The organism is Vibrio sp. dhg, assembly GCF_003443775.1.
Lineage (GTDB): Bacteria > Pseudomonadota > Gammaproteobacteria > Enterobacterales > Vibrionaceae > Vibrio > Vibrio natriegens.
In genome coordinates, this window is sequence record NZ_CP028943.1 from 204431 (window position 1) to 228128 (window position 23698).

At 42.1% G+C, this 23698-nt stretch carries 18 protein-coding genes and 1 pseudogene; 12 read left to right on the forward strand and 7 right to left on the reverse strand.

What is annotated here, in order from left to right:
• Positions 1-296: 296 nt before the first annotated feature.
• The 9 genes and pseudogenes from DBX26_RS00945 (at position 297) to galU (ending at position 9600) form a co-directional block, all read left to right on the forward strand.
• Positions 297-1823, forward strand: coding sequence for a polysaccharide biosynthesis protein (locus tag DBX26_RS00945; RefSeq protein WP_118117542.1), 1527 nt, complete (start codon positions 297-299; stop codon positions 1821-1823).
• 372 nt (positions 1824-2195) lie between these two features.
• Entirely contained in the window at positions 2196-3326 is a 1131-nt protein-coding gene (locus DBX26_RS00950) for an ISAs1 family transposase (RefSeq protein ID WP_118117544.1), read from the forward strand.
• A 242-nt stretch (positions 3327-3568) separates the two neighbouring features.
• Positions 3569-4054 (forward strand): serine O-acetyltransferase, encoded by a 486-nt coding sequence (locus tag DBX26_RS00955; RefSeq protein WP_118117546.1) that lies wholly within the window; start codon positions 3569-3571, stop codon positions 4052-4054.
• Positions 4051-5091, forward strand: a complete 1041-nt coding sequence (locus DBX26_RS00960; RefSeq protein ID WP_118117548.1) for a glycosyltransferase family 52 — start codon at positions 4051-4053, stop codon at positions 5089-5091. The genes DBX26_RS00955 and DBX26_RS00960 overlap by 4 nt, the downstream gene beginning before the upstream one ends.
• A 66-nt stretch (positions 5092-5157) precedes the next feature.
• Complete coding sequence (locus DBX26_RS00965; protein WP_118117550.1) at positions 5158-6267, forward strand: glycosyltransferase; 1110 nt, start codon at positions 5158-5160, stop codon at positions 6265-6267.
• Positions 6264-7385, forward strand: coding sequence for a hypothetical protein (locus DBX26_RS00970; protein ID WP_118117552.1), 1122 nt, complete (start codon positions 6264-6266; stop codon positions 7383-7385). Before DBX26_RS00965 ends, DBX26_RS00970 begins: the two co-directional genes overlap by 4 nt.
• On the forward strand, positions 7385-8200 hold the full coding sequence (locus DBX26_RS00975) for a glycosyltransferase (protein ID WP_118117554.1): 816 nt from the start codon (positions 7385-7387) through the stop codon (positions 8198-8200). The genes DBX26_RS00970 and DBX26_RS00975 overlap by 1 nt, the downstream gene beginning before the upstream one ends.
• Before the next feature lie 111 nt (positions 8201-8311).
• Positions 8312-8686, forward strand: a pseudogene (locus tag DBX26_RS25580) (UDP-glucose 6-dehydrogenase); the annotation flags it as partial.
• 32 nt (positions 8687-8718) lie between these two features.
• Positions 8719-9600, forward strand: coding sequence for a UTP--glucose-1-phosphate uridylyltransferase GalU (gene galU, locus DBX26_RS00985; protein WP_118117555.1), 882 nt, complete (start codon positions 8719-8721; stop codon positions 9598-9600).
• A 401-nt stretch (positions 9601-10001) separates the two neighbouring features.
• Here the strand turns inward: galU and DBX26_RS00990 are convergent, their stop codons facing one another.
• The 6 genes from DBX26_RS00990 to DBX26_RS01015 form a co-directional block, all read right to left on the reverse strand.
• Positions 10002-10613 (reverse strand): hypothetical protein, encoded by a 612-nt coding sequence (locus DBX26_RS00990; protein WP_118117557.1) that lies wholly within the window; start codon positions 10611-10613, stop codon positions 10002-10004.
• Positions 10610-11773 (reverse strand): DUF3596 domain-containing protein, encoded by a 1164-nt coding sequence (locus tag DBX26_RS00995; protein ID WP_118117559.1) that lies wholly within the window; start codon positions 11771-11773, stop codon positions 10610-10612. The genes DBX26_RS00990 and DBX26_RS00995 overlap by 4 nt, the downstream gene beginning before the upstream one ends.
• Before the next feature lie 260 nt (positions 11774-12033).
• Positions 12034-13320 (reverse strand): hypothetical protein, encoded by a 1287-nt coding sequence (locus DBX26_RS01000; RefSeq protein WP_118117561.1) that lies wholly within the window; start codon positions 13318-13320, stop codon positions 12034-12036.
• Complete coding sequence (locus DBX26_RS01005; RefSeq protein ID WP_118117563.1) at positions 13317-16112, reverse strand: site-specific integrase; 2796 nt, start codon at positions 16110-16112, stop codon at positions 13317-13319. Before DBX26_RS01005 ends, DBX26_RS01000 begins: the two co-directional genes overlap by 4 nt.
• Positions 16105-17652 carry a hypothetical protein gene (locus DBX26_RS01010; protein WP_118117565.1) on the reverse strand — a complete coding sequence of 516 codons (1548 nt, stop codon included), beginning with the start codon at positions 17650-17652 and terminating at the stop codon, positions 16105-16107. The genes DBX26_RS01005 and DBX26_RS01010 overlap by 8 nt, the downstream gene beginning before the upstream one ends.
• Before the next feature lie 19 nt (positions 17653-17671).
• A complete protein-coding gene (locus tag DBX26_RS01015; RefSeq protein ID WP_118117567.1) occupies positions 17672-18145 on the reverse strand; it encodes a hypothetical protein in 474 nt (157 codons plus the stop codon).
• A 1917-nt stretch (positions 18146-20062) separates the two neighbouring features.
• Here DBX26_RS01015 and DBX26_RS25395 point away from each other — a divergent pair.
• Together DBX26_RS25395 and DBX26_RS01035 are read left to right on the forward strand one after the other, a co-directional pair.
• Positions 20063-20227, forward strand: coding sequence for a hypothetical protein (locus DBX26_RS25395; RefSeq protein ID WP_162889651.1), 165 nt, complete (start codon positions 20063-20065; stop codon positions 20225-20227).
• A 346-nt stretch (positions 20228-20573) separates the two neighbouring features.
• Entirely contained in the window at positions 20574-20891 is a 318-nt protein-coding gene (locus DBX26_RS01035) for an MbcA/ParS/Xre antitoxin family protein (protein ID WP_162889652.1), read from the forward strand.
• Positions 20892-21162: 271 nt separating this feature from the next.
• Here the strand turns inward: DBX26_RS01035 and wecA are convergent, their stop codons facing one another.
• Positions 21163-22248: a UDP-N-acetylglucosamine--undecaprenyl-phosphate N-acetylglucosaminephosphotransferase gene (gene wecA, locus DBX26_RS01040; RefSeq protein ID WP_118117575.1), complete on the reverse strand. Its 1086-nt coding sequence runs from the start codon at positions 22246-22248 to the stop codon at positions 21163-21165.
• A 219-nt stretch (positions 22249-22467) separates the two neighbouring features.
• On the opposite strand from wecA, the gene DBX26_RS01045 reads away from it, so the two are divergent.
• Positions 22468-23634, forward strand: a complete 1167-nt coding sequence (locus tag DBX26_RS01045) for a nucleotide sugar dehydrogenase (RefSeq protein ID WP_118117577.1) — start codon at positions 22468-22470, stop codon at positions 23632-23634.
• The last annotated feature ends 64 nt before the right edge of the window (positions 23635-23698 follow it).

A 23698-nucleotide genomic window follows, 5' to 3' on the forward strand; every position in this document is an offset into this window, starting at 1 on the left:
TTACAATAATTTATGCTGTGTTTTATGGGCAGGGAGTTTAACTATCATAGCTAACACCTTTTCGACGAAAAATAGCCTATTACTTTATAAGCCAAAGTTATTGTAAAAATAATTAAATAATAGTAATTCTTAATTTATTTTTAATTGGTTGATATAAAGGTTTTTTAGTTGCCATTAATATTATTGTCTGCCAGATAAGATAGCGTATAAAGAGGCAGATTACCTTTTTGTGGTGAAGAGCAAGATATTGGGAAACCCTTCTCCAGGTAAAAAATCTATCTATATGAGGTTGAAATTTGCGGTTAAGTAAGCAGATCTATATAAATGCATTCTTTACTATTGCAACAGCCAGTTTTGCGTTTGTAATAAATAAGAGCTTTGTTGTTCATTTAGGTATGGATAATCTTGGTATAATGAAGCTGTTCACGCAGTTAGTTGCCTATTTGAACTTGGCGGAATTGGGTGTTGCTACAGCTTCTACCTACGCTCTATATCGGCCTATTGAAGAAAATGATGATGCAGCAATAAGCCGAATATTATCAACAGTTTCCTTTTTTTATAAGAAAGTGGCAATCTTTGTACTAATTGTTGGCACAGCTGTAGTATTTGTCCTTCCTCTTCTTCTTGGGCAGGTAATTGTGGAAGGAGAAGTTTATGTAATATGGATACTCTATGTCGTAAATGTTGCTTTATCTTACTCATACGCAAAGTTTGTTATACTATATACTGCTAATCAAGAATATGGCTATGTTCGATTGGTTCAAGGAGTATGTGTATTATTTTTTAACATTTTAAGACTAGTGGCAATAATATACTATAAATCTTTTGTAGCATTTGTAATATTCTATTTGTTAGAAAATACAGTGATCTACTTCATATTCCGGTCTAGGTTTATAATAAATTATAAGCAAGTGACAAATGTTAAAGAGAGGCAGTTAAGTATTTATCGTGATATGAAGAATATATTTTGGCATAAAATTGCAGCCTTAGCTGTTTATAATACAGACCTTATTTTACTCTCAATTTTTACTTCTTTATCTGTTGTTGCAATATACTCTAGTCATATTATGGTTGTTAATATGGTAGCGATGTTGGTGGGTATCGTTATTCCAGTGCTATCTCCAAGAATTGGAAAGTTTATCGCCAAAAATAAAGGTAATAACAGAAAGATTTTCTTGAGATGGAAGTGCTATAACTTGGTTTTATTTTGTATAGGATTGGCTCTTTCTATTACTACTTATAATTCATTCACTCCATTTATGAATATATGGATGGGGCCGGAATTTGAGTTGTCAAAGTTTACTGTAGCCTTAATAGTGATGAATTTATTCTTTAAATTAACTAGAGGAATAACAGAATCATTCAAATCTAATTATGGTTTTTTTGACGATATATATGTTCCCGTTTTAGAGTGCTTTGTAAATTTAATTTTATCATTATTATTGGTTAATATAATGGGATTGAATGGTGTAATTATTGGTACCTTAGTTTCAAATATTATAATTGTTCTAATACTCAAACCTTGTTTAGTTTTTGAAAGGTGTTTTTGTATTTCGTGGACTAAGTATATAGGATTGATTAGCTGGTATATATTACTTTCAATACTGTCTTTGTTAATATTCTCTCTATTAGATTCTTCATTCGAATATAATTTACCTAGCCTTGATTGGCTTCATTGGTGTCTTAATGCTATGAGAAATATGCTGCTAGCAACGTTCAGTATTACTGTTGCATTTATGTTTGATAAAACCTTTAGAGTTTCAATAATAGAACCATCATACAGCTATGGAGTGAGATGGTTTAAGTCCTCCACTACTAGCTAATATATAATAAGTTTATATGTACTTTTACGTTTGACGTTATGTGTATCAAATTTTGGTTAATTATTTAAAGTTTTGAAGGAAGCGAAGATATTGAATGCTTTGATTAAGCTAATTTAGATTGGTTTCAGTCAAAAAGCTAACTTAATCTTCCATTAGGATTGTGGGTAGGAGTATGTGTCCATGTCATACTTGAATGAGGCTAGTTGTTAAAACAGGGCAAGATCATGAAAAACCCTTATGGAATAAGGGGTCAGCACAAGTAAGAATTACACCCAAAGTATAATGAATGCATCGAAATAGTAACAAAATTAAGGATCGATTTGACGATCATGTTTAGTCGTGATCATATACTCTCTTTTGGGAGTAAATCAGATGACTGGAGCAAGCTTGTTAGAACATATCTCGGTAATAAGTGACCCTCGCCAATCATGGAAGGTTGAACACAAACTGACAGATATCATTTTCCTTATGGTTGCTGCTGTCATTGCTGGCGCAGAAGGGTGGGAAGATATCGAAGACTTTGGTCAAGATAACCTTGATTGGCTCAGGCAATATGGTGACTTTGAAAATGGAGTCCCTGTTCATGACACCATAGCAAGAGTTATTAATCTTATCTCAGCCAAGCAGTTGCAGCGCTGCTTTGCCCAGTGGATGAAAGACTGTCATGAGGCGACTGAAGGCGAAGTTGTCGCAATCGATGGTAAGACGCTCCGCGGTACCTACAACAAAGACAAGCGTAGTGGAGCGATTCATATGGTTAGCGCTTTTAGTGCTGCTAACAAGATGGTGTTGGGTCAGGTAAAAACAAGCGAGAAAAGTAATGAGATCACAGCGATCCCCGAGCTGCTGGAGCTCCTATCTATCAAGGGTTGCTTAGTGACTATCGATGCGATGGGTTGCCAAAAATCGATTGCAAATAAAATAATTAGGAAAGAAGCCGATTATCTCTTAGCGGTTAAAGACAATCAAAAAAAGCTTAACCATGCGATGAACGAGATATTTAACGCGACCATGTTGAACTCATTTGAGGGCGACAAGATTGTCGTTCAAGAAAAGGGGCATGGACGTACAGAAACACGCCTTTGCCTTGTGGAGCATAACGTTGACTTACTCGGTGATTTGGCTTTTGAGTGGTCTCAACTAACAACGCTTGGTGTAGTTGTTTCAATTCGACAAGAGGGTAATAAGCCAGCGGAGACAATGCAGATAAAGCATTATATTAGCTCAGCTAAATTGAGCGCAAAAGAGTTGCTAGAAGGGACGCGCTCGCACTGGAGCATCGAGAATCAAATGCATTGGCGTTTGGATGTTGGCTTTAATGAAGATAATTGTCGAATCAGGCGAGAGCAAGCGGGAGAGAACTTCGCGGTTATCCGTCATGCGTCGTTAAACCTGTTAACGGCAGAGACAAGCTTTAAAGCAGGCATTAAGCGGAAACAGAAGAAAGCGAATCGAAGTAACGCTTATCTTTCCAAAGTCCTTGCGGGGCAAGGGGCTTCGTAATCTTACCCTGGTTGTTAAAACCAGTGAAAAACCAGTGAAAACAAGTTAATAATAATTTTGCAATGGCTCGACACATAGAGTTTATTCTTATGACAGAATAAATACTTCAAATCAATTATAAAAAGTAATCATAAAAGTGAAACAGAAATAACTCTTATCTTTTTAAAAAATTTCCGTTATCGTTCTTTATCTATCAATGCATTATTCTAATATTATCTCTTTGCCAATACAGACAGGTTTATATGTTAAAATTTAAAAGTGCTATCTCATTAATAATTTTCAAGCCACCACATGAAATAGTAAAAATATATTATTCTATTATCGAATTCTTCTGTTCAAAAGGTTTTTATAGATTAGCTTATTATATGTCTAAAAGATGTATGAGGAATTATGCTGTAGAGTTTTGTTTAGGAGCTAAAATTGATTCCTCAGTAGTATTTAAACATCCAATTGGGGTAGTTATTGGTGGACAAGCAATTGTCAAAAAAGATGTTATTATTCACCAATTAGTAACTATTGGTGCTAAGGATATTGATCAAAAAACTAAGTCTGGGGTCATATCTACTCAGGTTATTGAAGAAAATGTAGTTTTAGGTGCTGGATCCAAAATATTAGGCAATGTGACAATAGGTAGAAACTCTATCGTAGGCGCTAATGTTGTAGTTACAATCGATATTCCGGAAAATAGTATTGTTTATAGTCATAATAAGTTTAAGAGAATTAGATGAAACCAAGTTGTAAAAAGTTAATCGTTTGCAGGCATTCAAGAGATTTATTAATAAGTTTAACTGAATACTATCTGAATGATAACTCAGATTTATTAGTATTTATTAACGATCGTCTTCTACCTAAGAGTGTAGTTAGTTCTTTAATGCTCAGTCAGAAGGGTATGGAACGGGTGTATTTTTTTGATGAAAGTATTAAAAAATCAAAAAATAGAATGAATTATGGCTATAACAAGGTTCGCACTTACTTGAGGAAGTCCGCCTTTTTATTAAGGTTACATTTGACACGAGCATATAAAATAGCGGTGATTTTTTCTGATGCAGACGTTGAATTTAATCTCTTGAAATTGTTTTCTATCCAATTCTGGTTATTCGAACATGGAACTGTCAACTATCTTGAACCTAAAAAACCTAAACTAGGTATTATTTCTTATTTTAGAAAGCTTTTATTCTATAGAGAAGCTACTTATGGTTACTATACAGATATTGATAAAATTTTTCTTTTTAATCCCGATCATGCTCCTAAATCCATAAGGAGCAGAGTGTATAATATTAATTTGAAGGAAAAATTTGGAAGTATAGATTTAAATAGCAGAATGATGATTAATTCTATATTTAATCAGCAAGAATTTTTCGATGATACTATAAATAATTGTACTGTGTTAGTCACGCAACCTTTATCAGAAGATGGAATAATATCAATGGATAAGAAGTTGAGTATATATAAAGATATAGTATCTCAACTAAAACGGAATAATGAAGAGGTCGTAATAAAGCCCCACCCTCGTGAGGACTCAACAGTTTATGGCTCGCTAGGTGTTAAAGTATTAAGTAATGTCGCGCCGTTTGAACTATACGAACTTAACGGTGTAAGATTTAAAAAAATAGTAACTATATACTCATCCGTATGTGAAACTATATCTTATCCAACAGAATTAACATTTCTAGGAATAGAGTATTCTACGGAGTTAAGAGATTCTATAAACCAAAATAAGCCTGCACATTCTATTTTTACCAGTGATTACTTCAAAAGAAATTAAACTTAGGTAAATGTGCTTTCATAATTTATATTGTTCGTTCTGTTTCTTTATTATTGGGTTTAAATAATGATTATGAATAAAAAACCTAAGGTTCTTACTTATAACCTGAGAACCTCAAATGTAATTGGTGGTGTAGAAGAGCTAATTAGACAATTACATACCTTAAGTTTGAGCAAAGGGTTCGAGGTAGAGGAAGTGTGTCAGTATGAAGTAGAGGGGGGGGCTCCTAAGAAACATCATAAGTATAATATAACAATTTTACAGAAAGCTTTCCGGACAAGAACCCGATTTACAAAATTACTAGAACGATTATCTATTTATAAATACTTCTCTTTGTTTAAACATTCTAAAGGGAATATATTATTTGTCTTTGTTCCTGGGGTGTTATTGTTTATTCCCGCGAAATTTATAAAGAATAATCACATTGTTTTGGTTCAGACAAATAGTATTAGTAAAATTTTCAATACATTAGCAAAGTTAGCAATGAGAATACACAAGTCCAGAATTGATTCTATTTGTGTTTACACAAACCTGGACAAACAAAAGTTGATTGAAAAATACAATGACTTAAATATCAATAATATATATGTTATCCCACGGGGCTGTAAGATAGATCCTATTGAAAGTGAAAAGAAAATTAATAAGAAATTAGTAACAATAGCACGAATAAGCGAGGAGCAAAAAAACTTTATAGGTATGATTAAGGCATTTTCTTTACTTCCCCACGATTATTCCTTGGATATATATGGTGTTGGAAGTGACTTAGAAGTAGAACGCTTATTAGCTAATATTAGCGGCCATCCCAGAATAAGATTTTGTGGAATAGCATCTGATATTAAGGAAACTCTAAAAGAATATGGAGTATTTTTGTTGACTTCTCATTACGAAGGATTTGGACAAACGCTAATCGAGTCTAGGAGTCAAGGGGTGCCCATTGTTGCTTTCAATACGTTTGATGCTCTAGATTGGATACTAAAAGATAATAAGTGCGGAAAATCAGTACCATATGCAGACTATAAAGCTTTTTCTGAGGCAATTCTGGAAGTTACTGCCAGTGAGAACACTTACGCAGGTTATAGCAAACATTGCATACAATATTCATCAGAAACAGATATGAAATTAGTTAAAGAAAAGTGGTCTAGATTATTAAACAGATTTTGCACGGATAAAGTATGATTAGATTGTTAACCATAGATGATTATCTTATATCACTTTTATTTTTTATTTCATGTGGATTTTATACTACTTTATTTGGTTTTTCTCCTGTATATATATTATCTTTACTAGCTGTATTTTTTTCATTCTATTTAGTCTTGAAAAGGTTTGAGTTTATATTTATAAGAGAATCGTCTTTATTGTTTTTTTCTTTTTTACCTTTCATTTTGGGACAGTTTTTTCGCTCTAATGAATTAAGTAATCCTATAAATGTTAACTATATAATATCAATATTATCTTATATTTTTGCAGCGCAAGTCATATTTAGGCTTGGCTTGAAACAATATTTAAAAGTTATTCGTGTTGGAAATTTATTTTATTTTATTCTTCTTTTTTCTGAGCTTTTTTATCGACTAAGTCACCCTTCGGATATGAAAGACATGCTTGAGGCTAGTGATGGTCTGGTATTTTACGCGTATAAAGCTAGCTCTTTTATGTTTAAAGATTCGAACGCGGTAGGAGTTCTAGTTTTATATATTGTTTTTTTTAATGAATTCGTGTTTATGCATTATCGAAAACATTTCAGTTTTAAATATATACAAATATTTAGAGTATTATCAATAATACTAGTGATCGGTACTCTATCTCGAGCTGCAATAGCGTCCGGTATAATAGGGTATGTTTTTTTACTGTATTTTACTTATCCATCATTTAGGTATATTTTCCGCCTACTTTTGCCATTTGTTTTTTTTAGTATAATTATAACTTCCATTAATCTTGTTACTGGAGATAGTAGCGGCAAGCACAAGGTTGCGGAATTTGAACATATGTTTCAATTTCTTACTTTTGAAAATGTTTCTATTTATGATTACTTTTTTGGTATTGGTTATGGCTTTGGAAATGAGTATACCCCAACTTATATTCATACTTTGCCTGCGAAACTAGTAATTGAAGGTGGGGTGTTATCATCAATTTTTGTGTTTGGTTTTTATTTCTTGGTTATTTTAAGAGATAAATTATCTTTGGTGATGCTTGCTCCTGTTTTTATTTGTTATTTAAGTTTTTCTGTATATGTGTTTGTCCCTTTTTCTTTGATTTTCATATGTATGTTGCAATATAAGTATTATAGGATTGTTTAATGTATTCTGTTGCTGTTTTAATGTCAGTTTATAGTAAAGATAAGTTTTTATATGTAAAGCGTGCAGTCGAAAGTATTCTTCTTCAGGAAGATTGTAATGTATCTTTATATATTTATTTGGATGGTGATGTATCAAATCAAGTTTCTGTTTATCTTGATGACTTATATGCACGTAATGATATATATCTATATAAAGGTTCAAAAAATAAAGGCCTTGCTACTCGCCTAAATCAATTAATTGAAATTTCAATGGAAGGGGAGTATGAATTCTTCGCAAGAATGGATGCGGATGATATTTCTTTTCCCAATCGATTGTTTAGACAATGCTCGTTTTTGTCTAACAATGATTATGTTGATATTGTAGGAAGTAGTATAGTTGAGATAGATAAAAACGATGTCAAATTATTTACTAAACGTATGGAATCGGAACATTCACTTTTAAAGAAAAATCTAGTTACTAATTGCCCTCTCTGTCATCCAACTGTTGTGTTTACTCGTCGCATTTTTGAATCTGTTGAAAATCGTTATCCATCTCATTTGAAAAATACTCAGGATTATTATTTATGGGTTGATTTGATGTCTAAAGGGTATATTTTTTCTAATATCGAAGACCCCTTGTTATATTTTAGAGTGGACGATGATTTTCATAGTCGTAGAGGTTTGAAGAAAGTAATAAACGAGGTGAAATCACGCTTCTATGCTATTAACCGAATGAACTACCATAGCTTCCGTAATTACCTATACATATTGTGTTTGATTGCATTGAGGTTGTCTCCTGTTCACTTGAAAAAATTTGCTTATAAACATTTAAGATAGGCTTAACTTTTTAAAATAACCATTGACGACACTAACTTTACTTAAATGATAATCACGTAGGTATTAATGCAATATTGGTGGTAATCACCTTATACTAATGCATCTACTTTTTTACCAAAAGACACCAATCAGATTCCCGGTAATTACTCGCTAGTAAAAAATAACATTATTGGTTCCATCGCGGGTTTTATAACAACACGTAACTCTAAACGTGTCGGTATTTATTGGCTTGTAATGAAATTCGGGTCTGATAATTTCCGTGCATCTTCGATTCAAGGGGTGATGAAGCGTTTGAAAGCGAAAGGTATTGAAGTGGTGGTTTAAGAACCATTACTGAAAGAGAGAACGTTTTTCAACTCGCTGGTTCTTACCGATCTGGGGTAATTTAAGTCGGCTCGTGATGTGATTGTATCTAACCGTATGGTGGATGAAATAAGCGATGTCGCAGAGAAGGTTTATACTCGCGATTTATTTGGCAAAGACTAATACAAAAAACAAACAATTGGTTAGAAAAAATTATGATTAAAAAATGTCTATTCCCAGCAGCAGGATACGGAACTCGCTTTCTTCCTGCGACGAAATCCATGCCCAAGGAAATGATGCCTGTGGTGAACAAGCCGCTGATTGAATACGGCGTGGAAGAAGCGATTCAAGCGGGTATGACCGATATGTGCGTGGTTACTGGTCGCGGTAAGCACGCATTAATGGATCACTTCGATAAGAACTATGAACTCGAGCATCAAATTAGCGGTACCAGCAAAGAATCCCTGTTAACGGATATTCGCTCACTGATTGATACTGCAAGCTTTACCTATATTCGTCAAAGTGAAATGAAAGGATTAGGGCACGCGATTTTAACGGGCCGCCCATTAATCGGTGATAATCCATTCGCCGTAGTATTGGCTGATGACCTCTGTGTTGATCCAGGCCGAGGTGTTTTGGCCCAAATGAAGGCGTTGTATAATCAGTTCCGCTGCTCAATCATTGCTGTGCAGGAAGTACCTGAATCAGAAACCCATAAATACGGTGTGATTTCTGGTGAAATGATCAAAGACGATTTATTCCGTGTGGATGACATGGTCGAAAAACCGGAAGCCGGGACGGCGCCGAGTAATTTGGCGATCATCGGTCGTTATATTTTAACGCCAGATATTTTTGATCTGATTGAACAAACCGAACCTGGCAAGGGCGGTGAAATCCAAATTACGGATGCGCTGCTGAAACAGGCGAAATCTGGCTGTGTGTTGGCGTATAAATTTAAAGGTCAACGTTTCGATTGCGGTAGTGTGGAAGGCTATATTGAAGCCACCAATTATTGCTATGAAAACATTTACAAGCAGCCTTCGGCAATGACGTCTCAGAAAACTGAGCAAAAGGTGCTTGACACTGAAGTCGCCTGATTTTATTCAGAGCACCGACCTAACGGTTGGTGCTCTCTCTTCTTATCTCCTTCCTCTATCCTTTCTTTTTGTTGGCTATCGGAGCTCGCTGCGCTTCTTTTCGCAAAGTTACCTCTGTTTTTGAGGGATACCGCCATGCTAAATTGAAACCCCAATCGTCAAAACCCTTGGTAATGATCGTTGGTGATCCTATTTTGCCTTTGTTTTACAGGGTATTAGCTTAGCGTCCGTCTCAGCAGTGAGACGATATTGAGACACTTTTCTGAGGTTATTGTTTTCTCCCCAATAGTGACAGAGCCCCAACCGTGATATAGCGGTTGGGGCTTTTGGTTATTTAGGTGTAAGTGTTCACCAGTAAGTACTTAATTTATAGACCTTTGGATATCACTATCACTTCGGTTTTATGAAGGATACCAACAATGCCAAAATTGATATCCCAATGCCTTGAAGGGTAAAAATGATTTCTCACTGCAAACCACCACCCATTGAGTTTCCACATCAATGATGATGACCAATTGTTCGCCATACCCGACGAGTCGATCAGGGCAGTAGGACTGCTGCTCCATCGCCAGGCTCATGGCCTGAGTCAAGCGAAGGTGTTGTAGCCACAAGTCTCCCTGATTGACCGGATATTCTCGGCAGCAACATGACGCCGATGCGAGCCAAAACTTAATCAGCGGCAAATCGGGATAGCGCTGATGTAACTCAAGATCAAAATAGCAATGACTCTGAGATCCGAAACATGCGGTCACATGGTCACTGAGTGCATGAAACAAAGCGGTATCGCTTCGGTATTGCTGCCAGCATCGCTGAGCATAAAGCGACAAACTATCTTGTAAAAGTGCCGAAGGATGCAAATCAAAGGGCGCTTCGGACTGCCACCAAATCCGCTGTACATCCTGAGATAACCCACCTAATGCCATGATGATCAGCGTATTGTCGTGAGCATTTTGAAAATCAAGCAAAGTATTCAGTTTATCCCATTGTGCTTCAAATGAGAGGCCATCATTCATAGAAACCCCTCCTTCTTCATCAATTCATTAAACGCACTGCCATCGCTTCTTGACGCATTGGCGACATAGGGCGCGTACACTTTGAATAATAAGCGGGTATCGCTGTGGCCAAGCATGTGAGAGATATAAAGCGGGTTTTCGTGTGCGGCGATATGAAGCACGGCGGCGGTATGTCTGGTTTCATAGGGACGTCTGCGTCTAAGCCCGGCTTTTTCGAGGGTCGGGTACCAAATCTTCTTACTGATAAAGTGGGTGTCGAGCGGTTTTCCTTGTTGCGTGAACACAAAGGGGGAGTCATCCGTTTTTTGCGCTTTTAGGCGGGTGAATACCTCCAATAGGGTGTCACACATTTTAAGCTCTCGGCGTGATTTCGGGGTTTTGACTTCGCCCAGTTCGCCATTAACCATGTTCTGACGAACACGAATGAGGCGGTGGTCAAAGTCGATGTGCTCCCAGTGCAGGCCATGAAGTTCACAGCTGCGGATCCCGGTCCAGAAACGGACAATAAAATAGTCGCGCCATTCGGCAGGTACTGTCACCAGAAAATGCTGAACCTCCTGTAGGGTCATCGGGTGAGAATCGGCTTTTTCTTCTTTGAGCGTTTTATAGCGGCGAAGCGGGTAGGTAAATTGATGCTCATCTGCGGCGAGGCCTAAAATGGAGACCAGCGGCCAGAAGATGCCGTTGATACGTTTATTTGAGAGCTTGCGATTGCCCTTGTCGTCCAGTTGGTTGATTAAGGTTTCTCGAAAGAACTCCACATTTGCTAACGTTACTTCATTAATGAGTGTATTACCAAAGGCGGGAATCAGATAACGGTCGAGGGTATTGCGCACCGTATTTTGATAGCTGCTTTTCCATTTGCCTTTTTGGCGGTCAAACCATTGATTGGCAAAATCATCGAAAAACGGATAGAGACGGTCGGGGTGTTTTTCTCGCTGCAGCGTTTCAAAGAGGGGCACTTTTTTGCTGTCGGGGAAATAGTCGCGGTACTGGAAGGTGTTGAGGTCAATTTCAGCATTCATCTGCTTGAGAGTAGCTTTGGCTTGACTGAGGTTTTTCGGTGTCGCCATCAGCTTCGTGCCTTCACGAAAGCGGCGACCATACAAATGAAGATCGAATTGAATGCGCCCGTTGGGGCGAATACGAATGTGAGCCATGGTGGCCTCCATCAGTGTGGGATCCATAAATAGATCTGTCCCTGACCGATGGAATTCGTTAGAATCGTGCCATCGGCTGGACTGGGTTTAAACGTCCTCGCAGCCGGTACGGGGTAGGGAGGTTGCCGCCTTCCTATCCCAACTGCTTATCTGATTTTCAAAGAGTGCATTTTTAGCCACTATTGGTGAAAATCTCATCAATTACCATATCAGGCGCTGGATATTTGTCCAGTATTTTTTGCCTTTCTCCCTTTAAGTTATTATTCGTATTCCCCCTCGTCAAAATTAAACAAATTGCCTTGTTGCTCTGGCGGAGTGGATGGGGTTTCCCCCTGCTTTGTCTCAATACTTTCAATCATCTCCAACACTTTATTCAGGTGACGTTCGTCTTTTTCGATGGCTATGGTGTCATACGGGAGTTTCTCTTCCAGAGAATAGTACACTCCCAGTTTCAGCTCGCCGTGGGAGGTTTCAAAAATATCTATCCTGGTATTTTTGGCTTCTAACGAGTTCTTGATCTGGATGTTATCTAAATCACGAGGTGAGAAGCGAAAGAGTGAGCCAGCATGATTTTCGTTGTTGCCGACTTCGAAGACGTGAATGGGATGAACAAACTCATAAGGTTTAGTGAGAAAGGCAATCGCCGCTTGGTTATTCCCTAAATAAAGCAGGGCATCATTGGCTTTTTTGATGCGCCCGTACTTTTTAAAGCAATGCTTCAATTCTTCTTTAAACGCGAACAGGTTCAGAGCGACGTATTTTAACGTGCGTATCGGGTCGGGCTTTTTATGATAGAAATCTTCGACCCCCGCTAAAGAGCTGGTTAACGTGCACTCTGGCGTTTTGAAGGTGACCGTCTCTCCCTGTTGGGCGATTTCAATCTCGTTACCACTGGTGAGGTGACAAAGCTCGGTCATTTGCTTCGTGGTCTCTGGTGTTAAAACCAGTGACACGGGCAGTGTTAAGCCCTTTGGAAGCGGTTTGTCTAAGACTTCACCTTGCCGTTGAGTTCGCATGCGCTGTTCTTCCATATTAAACTCAAGGTATTCAAATGGCACGTTTTCTTGGGCTTCGTAAACGATACGCTCTATGATCGCTTTGGACGTAGTGGTGGTGGGACGCTGCTGGTTATCCGTTAAATAGTTCAGATGATCGTCTGAAGCATCCCCGCACTGACACCGGCGAAGTGCCGCGGTTTGATATTGATCTTTGCAAAGCGCGGTCGTGTCGACCAATTCCACAAACATCACTCCAGAGGCGTGTATCTCGAATTCCAGTTCGATGTCCTGCCCTTCAACAAAATAATGGGTGAGCTGTTTAGCGAAGCTGCCATCGATTGAGAACTGTTTATCCTTTAATTGTGTTGAGTGTTCATCAAGAATGAACTGATACTCAGAGCAAAAGGGGGATTGCCCGCAGACAAAGGTTATCGTACTCGCCGTTTTATTGGTGAGTATGGTCACCACACAATCGGCATAGTGCGTATCGATACGCTCTGACAAGATTTGAAGAAGAGGGCGTTTGTTTGCTGGAATGATAATGTTCATAGTGTGGCCTTCTGTCGTGGTATGGATGCAAGAAATTGTTGAGTGAACATGAGAACCTGCTTTGAAAGCGGTAATTTTGGCTCAAAGACAATCGTGAGCGCCGTTTGTCCTAAAGGATGCTGACTGACGCGAACGGTTTCTTTGTTTTGTACATAATGCTGTTTAAGCAGCTCAGTTTGCCGCGCTCGGTTGAGTTTCCGATTCACCGAGAGTTCAAAACGACAGCTCAGCCATCGCCACTCTTTGTGTCGAAAAGCAGTCGTAAAAGCGCGCGCATTTTTCATGTTGCAAGCCAGCGTCATTCGAAGCGAGCGTCCATCATCGGACAATTCAACCGGTGGCAGATGACGAAGAGCGGTGCGCTGCTTTTTACTCATGGGTTGAATGTCATGTTGACAACCCTGACTCCAGATTTGACTGAGCGCGGCGAGATCGAGCGATTGATGGGCCATCATGGTTTTAAAGAGAAAGCCGAGTAACGTGTCGGTGCTGATGTGGATCGAGCGCTGCCAATCTCCAACATGATCGGGCGGCGGGGCATCATTGGGTTCCGGTGGTTTACCTAAAATAGCGGCGCATAAATCGGTGTCTGTGAGTTTAATGGTCTGACTGCGCTTCTCGCCCAGGGTTTTCTGAGCGTAATCGGCGCTTAGGAGTTTCAGTCGTCTTGATAAATCATTGGAGCGAGGAGACAGTCCCATCAGATAACGCAGTTCTGCGTGCGTATAGTCTCTGGCGATGTGCGGTTGGTGCGCCTGACTGATGATCGGAAGGAGCCAGTCAATGTCGTGTAAGTAAGACCATCGGGTTGTAGAATAATGCGCATGCCCAATTTGTTTACAGACTTCATCAAAGAAAATGCCATCATTCACCTCACTGAGCGCTCGTCCTTCCAGCCAGTAGTCAAAACGGGTGGTAATCACGCGATCCGACATAACTTCGTTTTCCAGACGAGTATGACCTCGAGTTTGCTCCGGGGTACGACTGACAAAATGCAACACCTGAAACATCAACAGATGAACGCCGGAATGACGAAGGTGGTGAAACTTCATCTGCGGCCCAAAGTGCATTTTCAGCGCACGCGAGACAGGCAAGAAGTAATAGAGTTGACGGGAATGGTATTTTTCTCCTTCAAACCCTAACAAGGGACGGTCCGGTGACGCGCTTTGTTTGATGAATAAGAGCACCTGGAACAGTTTGCGATACTGCTTGGGAATGGTCGTATACACTGTGCGAGACTGACCACTTTTGGTTCGCTCTTTTGCGGTATGCTTGATGGTCAATGTCAGTAACCCCGTTTTGGGCACAAACTGAACATCTTGGCAACGAAGGCGCAGGACTTCACCCCGGCGAAGCATGCCGAAAAAGCCGAGAAGCGTAGCCATCACCGCAAATAAACTGCGAAACGGATGCGTTGTATTGCTGGCGATGAGGGTTTGGATAAGGGTATCTAACTGCGTTAAATCCAAGCGAACCGGACTTACCGAAGGCGGCATGGTCGGTGGTGCGAAGAGTGCCAGATCAATGTTGTCCGTTTGCTCCTGAATACTGAGAAAGCGCAGAAAATACACAAAGATTTGCTGGAGAGACTCCGTTGAGAGCGAGTCATACACCGTCTGAGCCCAGGCGTTGATCGCCTCTTCGTTGATGGCATCCGCATAAGACAGTGGATAGGCGTCCAGGATACTTTCAAGGCGAGTGTATTTGATGATGGTGTTGGCGGCCAGCGTCGTTTTTTTCACCCCGCCGTCCCTGATTAACTGATGCGTATAGTCATACAACAAACGTGGTAACAGGTTCTTCTCGTCCAGGGTGGGCGCACCGGGGAGCGGTTTTGATGAGGAAGACGCTTTGATCAAATCGCGATGAGGCCAGGATGTTTTGCCGTTGGATGCTGTTAGGCGCTCAAACCAATGCATGTCCCAGTCAATCGCATAAATATCGGATGGCTTGAGTGTCGACGTTTGATGCTCGCGGGTTAGACTGACATGCCGCTCAGGGATGGCGAGATCTTTGATAAGCAGTGGCGGGATACGGTGGCGGACATACCAACTGATTTGAAAGCGTCGTGACCAGGTGAGCTGATCCGCAGGTGGCAGAGCCTGGCCTTGTAACCACTGTGTCAGTCGTTGATGAAGGTGGTGTTCACTCAGCGGAGTGGGGGATTGCGCATAATAGTCACTGAGTAAGCGATAGCTCATCAGTGGGAGATGGTAATGCGTATCGCGAGATTCTTCTTTTTCAGAGGTTCGGTGGAGAACCCGAAGACGAGGCACGCCGTGTTCTACGACAATCGACGTGGGATCGCTAAGTAATTGAGAAAGGTGAGACAAGGACAAGGGTGCCACCTCAAAGCCAATCATCAGGGCGATGAACGCCGGAGACAGTGCCCCTCGAGTGTTTAGGTAGTGCGTTTTTTGCCGCTGATAGCAGGCCAATACCTGCTGCGCGCCTTGTAACTCGCCAGCAATGGACGCAAACCACGCATAGTCGGTGTCTCGAATGCCGGGCTGATGCGCTTCTGGTAGTGCCCAATGGCAGGCATCCTGAAGGTAAAACAAGATATCGTTAAGGGCTTGTCGGTAGTGTTTTTGTTTACCCGTGGGCACCACTTTGATCTGCTTTTCAATCGGCGCAATATCGGCCTTGTCGAGGCGCCGCACTTGATGATCAACAATCGACCATCGATTGAGGACCCATTGTAGATCTTCAAGCGCAGAGCACGCTTGTCCGACGTGCTCGAAATGTCGGTGTATGTCCTTGGCGAGGGTCTGGGTGATGCGGTTAGACATAGGGAAGCTCCTTTAAATGGAGCCCGGCCGCATAGTGATTCAGATAACGCTTCATTGCCTCTGCGGTCTCGGGAAAGATCATGTCACTGCCCAAATGTTCGCCGAGGGCCTGGTGTCCCATCAGACGGTCGATGTCCTGGTCGAGCAATCGCGTCGAGGAGACATGATTGACGGCACTTTGCGCAAAAAAGTGACGCAGTTGGTAGGGGACCACCCCAGGCCAGTGTTGATGCATAAACTGGCGTAAGGCGCGGCTGGATAAGCGCTCAGGCTGTCCGTGTTCATCGAGGCAGAACCACAGTTCGTCTAACGCCGGGGACGAGCCCCACATCGCGCGCACCGCCGACTGCAGAGCTCGGTACTGCTGAATTTCATGCTGAAGCGGCTTGCTCACCATGATTTGCCTCAGGCGTCCTTTGTCGTAGACAAAGCCAATATCGCCGCCCGAATAGTAGTGAGCTAACAGACTGATCCCATGCGTTGGGCGCGTCCCCGTCAGAAGGATGAACAGCAACGCGAGGCGATAGGTCGCGGCATTGTAATAGGCGACCCACTGCTTTTTACTGGCGGGAGGAGTGGGTTTCAGGGCTCGGACATGAGTAAATAAACGATCAAAGAAACGGATGACGGCATTGATATCTAAGTGGCGCCTGCTGCCCAATGGGAGCGCCGGGCTACGGATGTTTTGATGGCTGCCATTGGATGTCTCTAACACGGTCTGGGCGATCCGCCCGGAGATCGTGAGGTATGGCGCTAACTTGGGATGCTCGGCCACCAAACTGATGGCGTGATGACCAATAAAGACGTCAAAGTGTGGCGATAAGTTGGTATTTCGGGCCGCTCTGATTAGGCGGGACAAGTAGCGATTGTGGGCATCAAACAGTTTATATCGGACTCGGTCACTGTCGCTATGTTGATAGCTTTCGGCGTGTTTATGATGCCTTCGGTTCGGCGAGACGAGTTGGGCTCGGGGTATCGCGGTGAGGGTATTGTCCACGAGGGCACAATCAATCAGATATTGATGAAAGACGTCTTTTCGGACGCGCGGATAGTCAAGAAGTGGGTCAGGGGTTCGCCATTTTTTGCTCATGAGGTGAAACAGGCGCGCTTTAGCTTTACGACTAAGCAAAGGCGTCTCATACCGCTGCCCGCTGATCCAGGGTTGGAAAAACACATTGAGATACGTCGGAAAAGGTTGCCATAAGTACTGTGTCATCTTTCCGTCATGATAGCCCTGCGCGTATTCCGCCCACGAGAACGCCCCATCCTTGTAGGTACGCAAGGTATGCGCTCGGCATGGCGTCGATCCGGCGATTTTGACAAGATCGGGGATGTCACTGGGATGATGAATGTCGGGCCAGGCTTGCGTGAGCCAAAGAAACAGCGCGACCCCCGTCATGGCGGGGCGGTCGTTCGGATCTTCCCGAGCCAGTCTGCGCAGCAGGATCGCCAGTGTCGTGGCATGAGCCAGCGCATCGGGATAGCGTCCGCCAGCGTTCTTTTGGCGATTGTCTCGGGCTAACTGCTGAAAGGGTACCATCACTATCTGCTCCTCGTAATTATCGAAAGGCCGAAGGGGAACAGCCCGCGAGCGCGGCGAGGGTTCTTTTCGTGGGAGAAGGGATGGCCAGGGCTTTGAACTGACGCAGGCGCTGGTGGATATTTTGGGCCTGATAAGCCTGTGTGGAGAGCACCAGAGCTGGGGCAAATAACAGAAAACTGCTGAGGGCGTCTTGGGCTTCATCGTCATCATACATCAGTAAGCTCACCACCAGATCGGCGCGGTGTGGATGCGCCCTCAATCGCTCCAGAAAGGCAATGGGCATGAGGCTGTGGTAATGCCCAGTGGAGGAGGGCCGCGTGACGGGGATCGGGTGACAATCAAGGAGGCGCTGTAGGTGGTGAACGGAGATAGCGTCGAGCGATGGCGTTTGCGTTAACTGGAAGCGATCGTCTTGCGTCAATGCATGGAGTAAGGGGTGCATCTGAAGACGCAGGGTGGGGAGTCCCATTTTCTTTAGTTTTGGTCTCATAAGTTCGCTCGCTTTCCTTGTCAGTGAAAATACAGTCAGTACAAAACGGTCGGTGAAAGACACTCAGTGAAATACGTAAACTCTACATATTGTGTATTATTTGCTGGTCTGATCGACATATGGTGCTTCCGTGCGTTTTTTAATCATAATCACATTTATGAGTCTGTTGAAAGCGTTTTGGATTAACCTCTCGTTTATTATGAAATTTTTGCAATGATTCTCTCAAAAACAATAAATGGATGCAGAAATGTTCAAAAACGTTGACGGAGTCAAAGTGCAATTATTCGGGGGCATGATCGGCGGGCACCGTCTCAACGTGCCGTGAGAAGAGCGGCTTGTGTCTCATGGTCTCTTGGCCACTCTCCCTGTGATCAGCGTCAGCCCAGTGATGGCGGGGCTTTTAGCCCAATAGGCGGCACTCTTTTTATTTTAATTTAAGTTCCTGTTTCTATAGATTTTAATTTGATCGAAAACGTCTCATGTCCGTGATCCTTTCGATCAACTGTCTCAGGTGGTTTTTTATACCGTGCTGTCTTGGCGATGGTTAAGTAGGGTTAAAAAGCCTTAGGGCATCGAAGGAAAAACGGTAGTATAACGAAGAGATGAAAGTCGTATGGAGAGAAGGTGTCATGAGCAAAGACTTGACAGCCTATGGAGTGCCACAGGTAAAAAGACCGAAAGTAAAAGCGACTAAGCAGTTAGCCTTGAGTGGGATTTGAGTCGGGACCACCTCTGATCTTAACCTGAGCACGTGCCGAAAGAAGCGCGCCGGTGGCAACCTGAACCCAAAATAGGGGCCGACTTTCCGTTTTGGCAAACCGACCCCAAAATGTGGGCTGAGTTTGAGGCCTGCTTAACAGATCCCAAAATATGGGCTGAGATTGAAGTCTGCATAAGCGATCCCAAAATATGGGCTGAGTTTATAGGGCGTAAACTTGAACCCAAACCTCCCTTTTAGCAAGTAGAACCCTATTTACTAGTCGAGTACAGAAACCAGAATTAGCGTAACCATAAGAACCTATCCCTCTAATAAGGTTTAGGAATTGCAGGGAAAGAAGTAATCACCTGATTGTTAGTCAAGTGTGTGTCATACAATATGACCGCCATAGGAGTCGGATATAGGAGCCAATATCCCATTTACCCCCTCACTCCGGGAACCGGATATTGAGCCAATATCCCTTGAAACATTAGCGTATGGGAACTGCATATTGGAGCCAATATCCCTTGAAATATTAGCGTATGGGAACTGCATATTGGAGCCAATATCCCTTGAAACATTAGCGTATGGGAACTGCATATTGGAGTCAATATCCCTTGAAACATTAGCGTATGGGAACTGCATATTGGAGTCAATATCCCTTGAAACATTAGCATATGGGAACTGCATATTGGAGCCAATATCCCTTTAAACAACAGCATATGGGAACTGCATATTGGGCTCACCATCAGATCGACGGTATAGGAAATAGGGGCTGATTAAGTTTGTCGTGACGAATACTGTAGCAACAAGTTGTCAATATACCCCCTCTGTTCACCCAGGATGCTAATGAACATCGTCAGGGGGACAGTAAAGCGAATAGTGGCGATAACCTAATGATAATTTGATTTGAATGCTCATAATATTCGCATCATATTATGATTGGAATAGAGGGCGTATTCGAATCAAAGGAGTCAAGGAACATGTGGATTTGGGAACAACCGTCATGGCCACATTTTATTTGGGATGACAGGTTCATCGAACCGCTGGTTTGAACCAAGAGACTCAATCTGGGCATTTTAATTGGCAAGGTGTCGTGTCAGCCGATGGTGGCCGTAGTACCAGATATTTCCTCTTGGTGACGGTTATCGGATCCTATCATCTCAGCTTTTAAATCTAAGTAGGTTCGGTTATCGTTAAGGTAATGAAGGGGGGAGATTATGTTGACTGTAGCAGCGAATAAAACAGAGAATATCAACGTCGATAACGCCATCAAACGTATGCAGAACCATGCCAGTAAAAGCCGTTCATCATTTGGTAAAGCGTTAAAAGTAAAAGCGCCAAATTCCGTTTATGGACGTATTGCTGGACCAGCAAAAGCATAGAGAGTTTAAAGATATAACAAGGAAACGCATTTCGTGTGCGGTGACGAGTGTTAGTCACCAATACCTGGTAGGCAAAGTGGTCAGGCTTATCGAGCGTCCTCGGTGGGCCCACTTTGCATATACGCCAAGTTCAAATAGATGCCATGACTTCTGCTCAGACAGTCAATAACAACTCAATGAAAAAGCAGGGATACCCGAGGCTTTCAACATGAATGTAAAGCGACGAACCGAGTGCTGCAAGCATTCTTTATTCCCATTGCTTGTCTCAGATCAGACCTAACATTGGGGCAAATAACTCGTTGTGCTATAAATTATCTAGTGTCATTTTTAAAGTGAGAACTGGATTGTGAGCAAAAAACAGTGGGCAGAAGAAGATCGGGTTGAGGGAGGGGCTCCCTGCAATCCACATGCTGATGCAATGACTCAAGGAACTGATTGTGAATTGGGTGTGAGGCATTCTGAAGTGGGATCAGTGCTGACGAAATTTCCAGGGCTAAAATCTGAAATCGAAGCGGTTTTTTGTTCAGCAGAGTTGGGGATTGAGTGGTTAACCTCACCTATTCCTGCATTAGGAGGCTCAACCCCGATAGAAGTGATTCAAAAAGGTGATTTGAACTTAGTCTTAATGACGCTAAATAAAATTAAGTATGGGGATTATTCATAAGTATATCCCCTAACCTGTACAGAGTCAGCCAGTCCCGAGTGGGGTCACCATCCATTCTACGCCAGTACTGATAGATGATATTTGCTATCGTGTACGTTCTGGGCTGCCATGATGAACTTATTTATGTCGAGTAGTCGGCAGCTGTTTCCAAGTATTGTCCTTCTCTGAACCTCATGCCACGCGCCACTGACAAAAGTGTTGGATGGACGACCGTGCTAGTTGCCGCCCATGCCGTGAGCAAATCAGGTAGTGTTACTACTAATATGAGGGATCAGCGTGCGTTTACATCATGAGCCATTTCGAGCTCTTTTTTCCCCATCATGCGGCGAACCAGACTAGTCACGCGCCAAATGTGCGTCAGAACATAGAAATAAACCGCAAAGAGTGCGATGAACGAATAGAACATCACCGGCTCACTGATGTTCTTAAACTCACCATAAATACCAAACAAGGCAAACAGAGATGCTAGGAAGCAAATTGCTGCAAGCGTCTGGCGTGAGTTAAACCCAATACGTTGGAATATGTGGTGAAGGTGCTCTCGGTCAGGTTTGAATGGTGAGTCTCCACGGCGGATGCGACGAACCATAATGGCGACCATATCCATCAGTGGGAAGCCAATGAGCCATAGGGCTGTGACTGGGCGGATCAATGGCTCAGAGCGGGTTTGGCTAGCCGCGAGTAGGACCCAAATGATGGTAAAGCCCATTAGCATACTGCCGGCGTCTCCCATAAACACTTTGCGTTTACGGCCAAAAATACCGAGATTCATCATAATATAAGGTAACGTAGCAACCATCAGCACAAGGCAGAAATAGCCTAAGCTGTGGTGGCCATTGACTTGCAATAGAAAGGCGATGGAAGCTAAAGATACAATAGAGAGCCCGCCTAACAGGCCATCAATACCGTCCACCATATTAAAGGCATTAATAGCGCCGATCACTGCCAAAATGGTAATCACAGGGCTTACGATGCCTAAAGACACGTCGCCAAAGCCAAACATATTGCCCAAGTTGTGTAGGTCAATACCGTAAACGTACATCATTATCACCGAAAGGACGGCCTGTACGAACATTCGAGCTTTAAAGTTTAAGTCTATTTTATCGTCTATTGCGCCAATCAAAGTCAGAATCGCAATACAAGCTAAGTAAACCTCGCTGTGTTGAACTGCTTCAGGCCGAAACGCTAAGTATTGCGCTAAAACGAGACAAATTGAAATGCCACCAACCAAGGGGATTGCTCCATTGTGGAGCTTTCTTTTGTTCGGTCTATCCACCAAACCGATCCTTTTGGCGAGTTTTCGCATTAAGAAAAGGGTGACAAATGAAGAGAAGAAGATAGCACTTAGTTCTAACAACATGATTTAGCCAACGTTTGTTTAATAGGTTTTGTTTTTTTTTTGATTGTGTGATTTTACTTCAAACAGCTCATAGACTAAAGAAGATTTGACACTTTATTGGTCATTTTTTGACAGTCTCGATCTTGACATTTGTATCATTTAAGCTCAAGAGTTTCAGGCTAGTCCAACTTTTCAAATTCTGATATTCTCCAAGAAGAAAAAGAAACCAAGGATTTATCAATGAAAATTGCAGTTGCGGGTACCGGCTATGTAGGGCTTTCCAACGCCATGCTGTTGGCGCAGAACCACGAAGTTGTCGCGTTGGATATCATTTCAGAAAAGGTTGAGTTACTAAACAATAAGCAGTCCCCGATTGTGGATGCGGAGATCGAGGGGTTTCTCGCGAACAAGCAACTTAATTTTGTCGCCACGACAGATAAAGAAACTGCTTATCAAGAAGCGAAGTACGTGGTTATTGCCACGCCAACTGATTACGACCCAACGACGAACTACTTTAATACCTCTTCGGTAGAAGCCGTGATTAAAGACGTAATGTCAATTAATCCAGATGCCGTGATGGTCATTAAGTCGACGGTACCGGTGGGTTACACTGCTCGTATTAAGCAAGAGCTAGGCTGCGAGAACATTTTCTTCTCACCAGAGTTTTTACGCGAGGGTAAAGCGCTTTACGACAACCTACACCCATCTCGTATTATTGTCGGTGAGCGTAGTAAACGTGCCGAGACATTCGCAAGTTTGTTAGTTGAAGGTGCGGTAAAAGAAGACATTCAGGTACTGTTTACTGATTCAACAGAAGCAGAAGCGGTTAAACTTTTCTCAAACACTTATTTAGCGATGCGTGTTGCGTATTTCAATGAGCTTGATTCTTATGCGGAAGCGCATGGCTTAGACGCACGTCAAATTATCGAAGGTGTGGGTTTAGACCCTCGCATTGGCAATCACTACAACAATCCATCGTTTGGTTACGGTGGTTATTGTTTGCCAAAAGACACCAAGCAGCTTCTTGCAAACTATCAAGATGTACCAAATAACATCATTGGTGCAATTGTAGATGCAAACCGCACGCGCAAAGACTTTATTGCAGAGTCGATCATCAAGCGTCAGCCAAAGGTCGTCGGTATTTACCGTCTGATCATGAAGGCTGGCTCTGATAACTTCCGTGCTTCTTCTATTCAGGGGATCATGAAACGCATCAAAGCAAAAGGCATTGACGTCGTGGTATATGAGCCTGTTCTGCAAGAAGAGGAGTTCTTCAACTCTCGTGTCGTAAAAGACTTGAATGAGTTCAAACAGACTGCTGATGTGATCGTTTCAAACCGTATGGTAGAAGAACTGGCTGACGTCGCTGATAAAGTCTATACACGTGACCTGTTTGGTAGCGATTAATTTCAATTTTTCTTAAAGCTAAAGGCTCCTTCTGTGGAGCTTTTTTTTCAGTTGGTAATTAAAA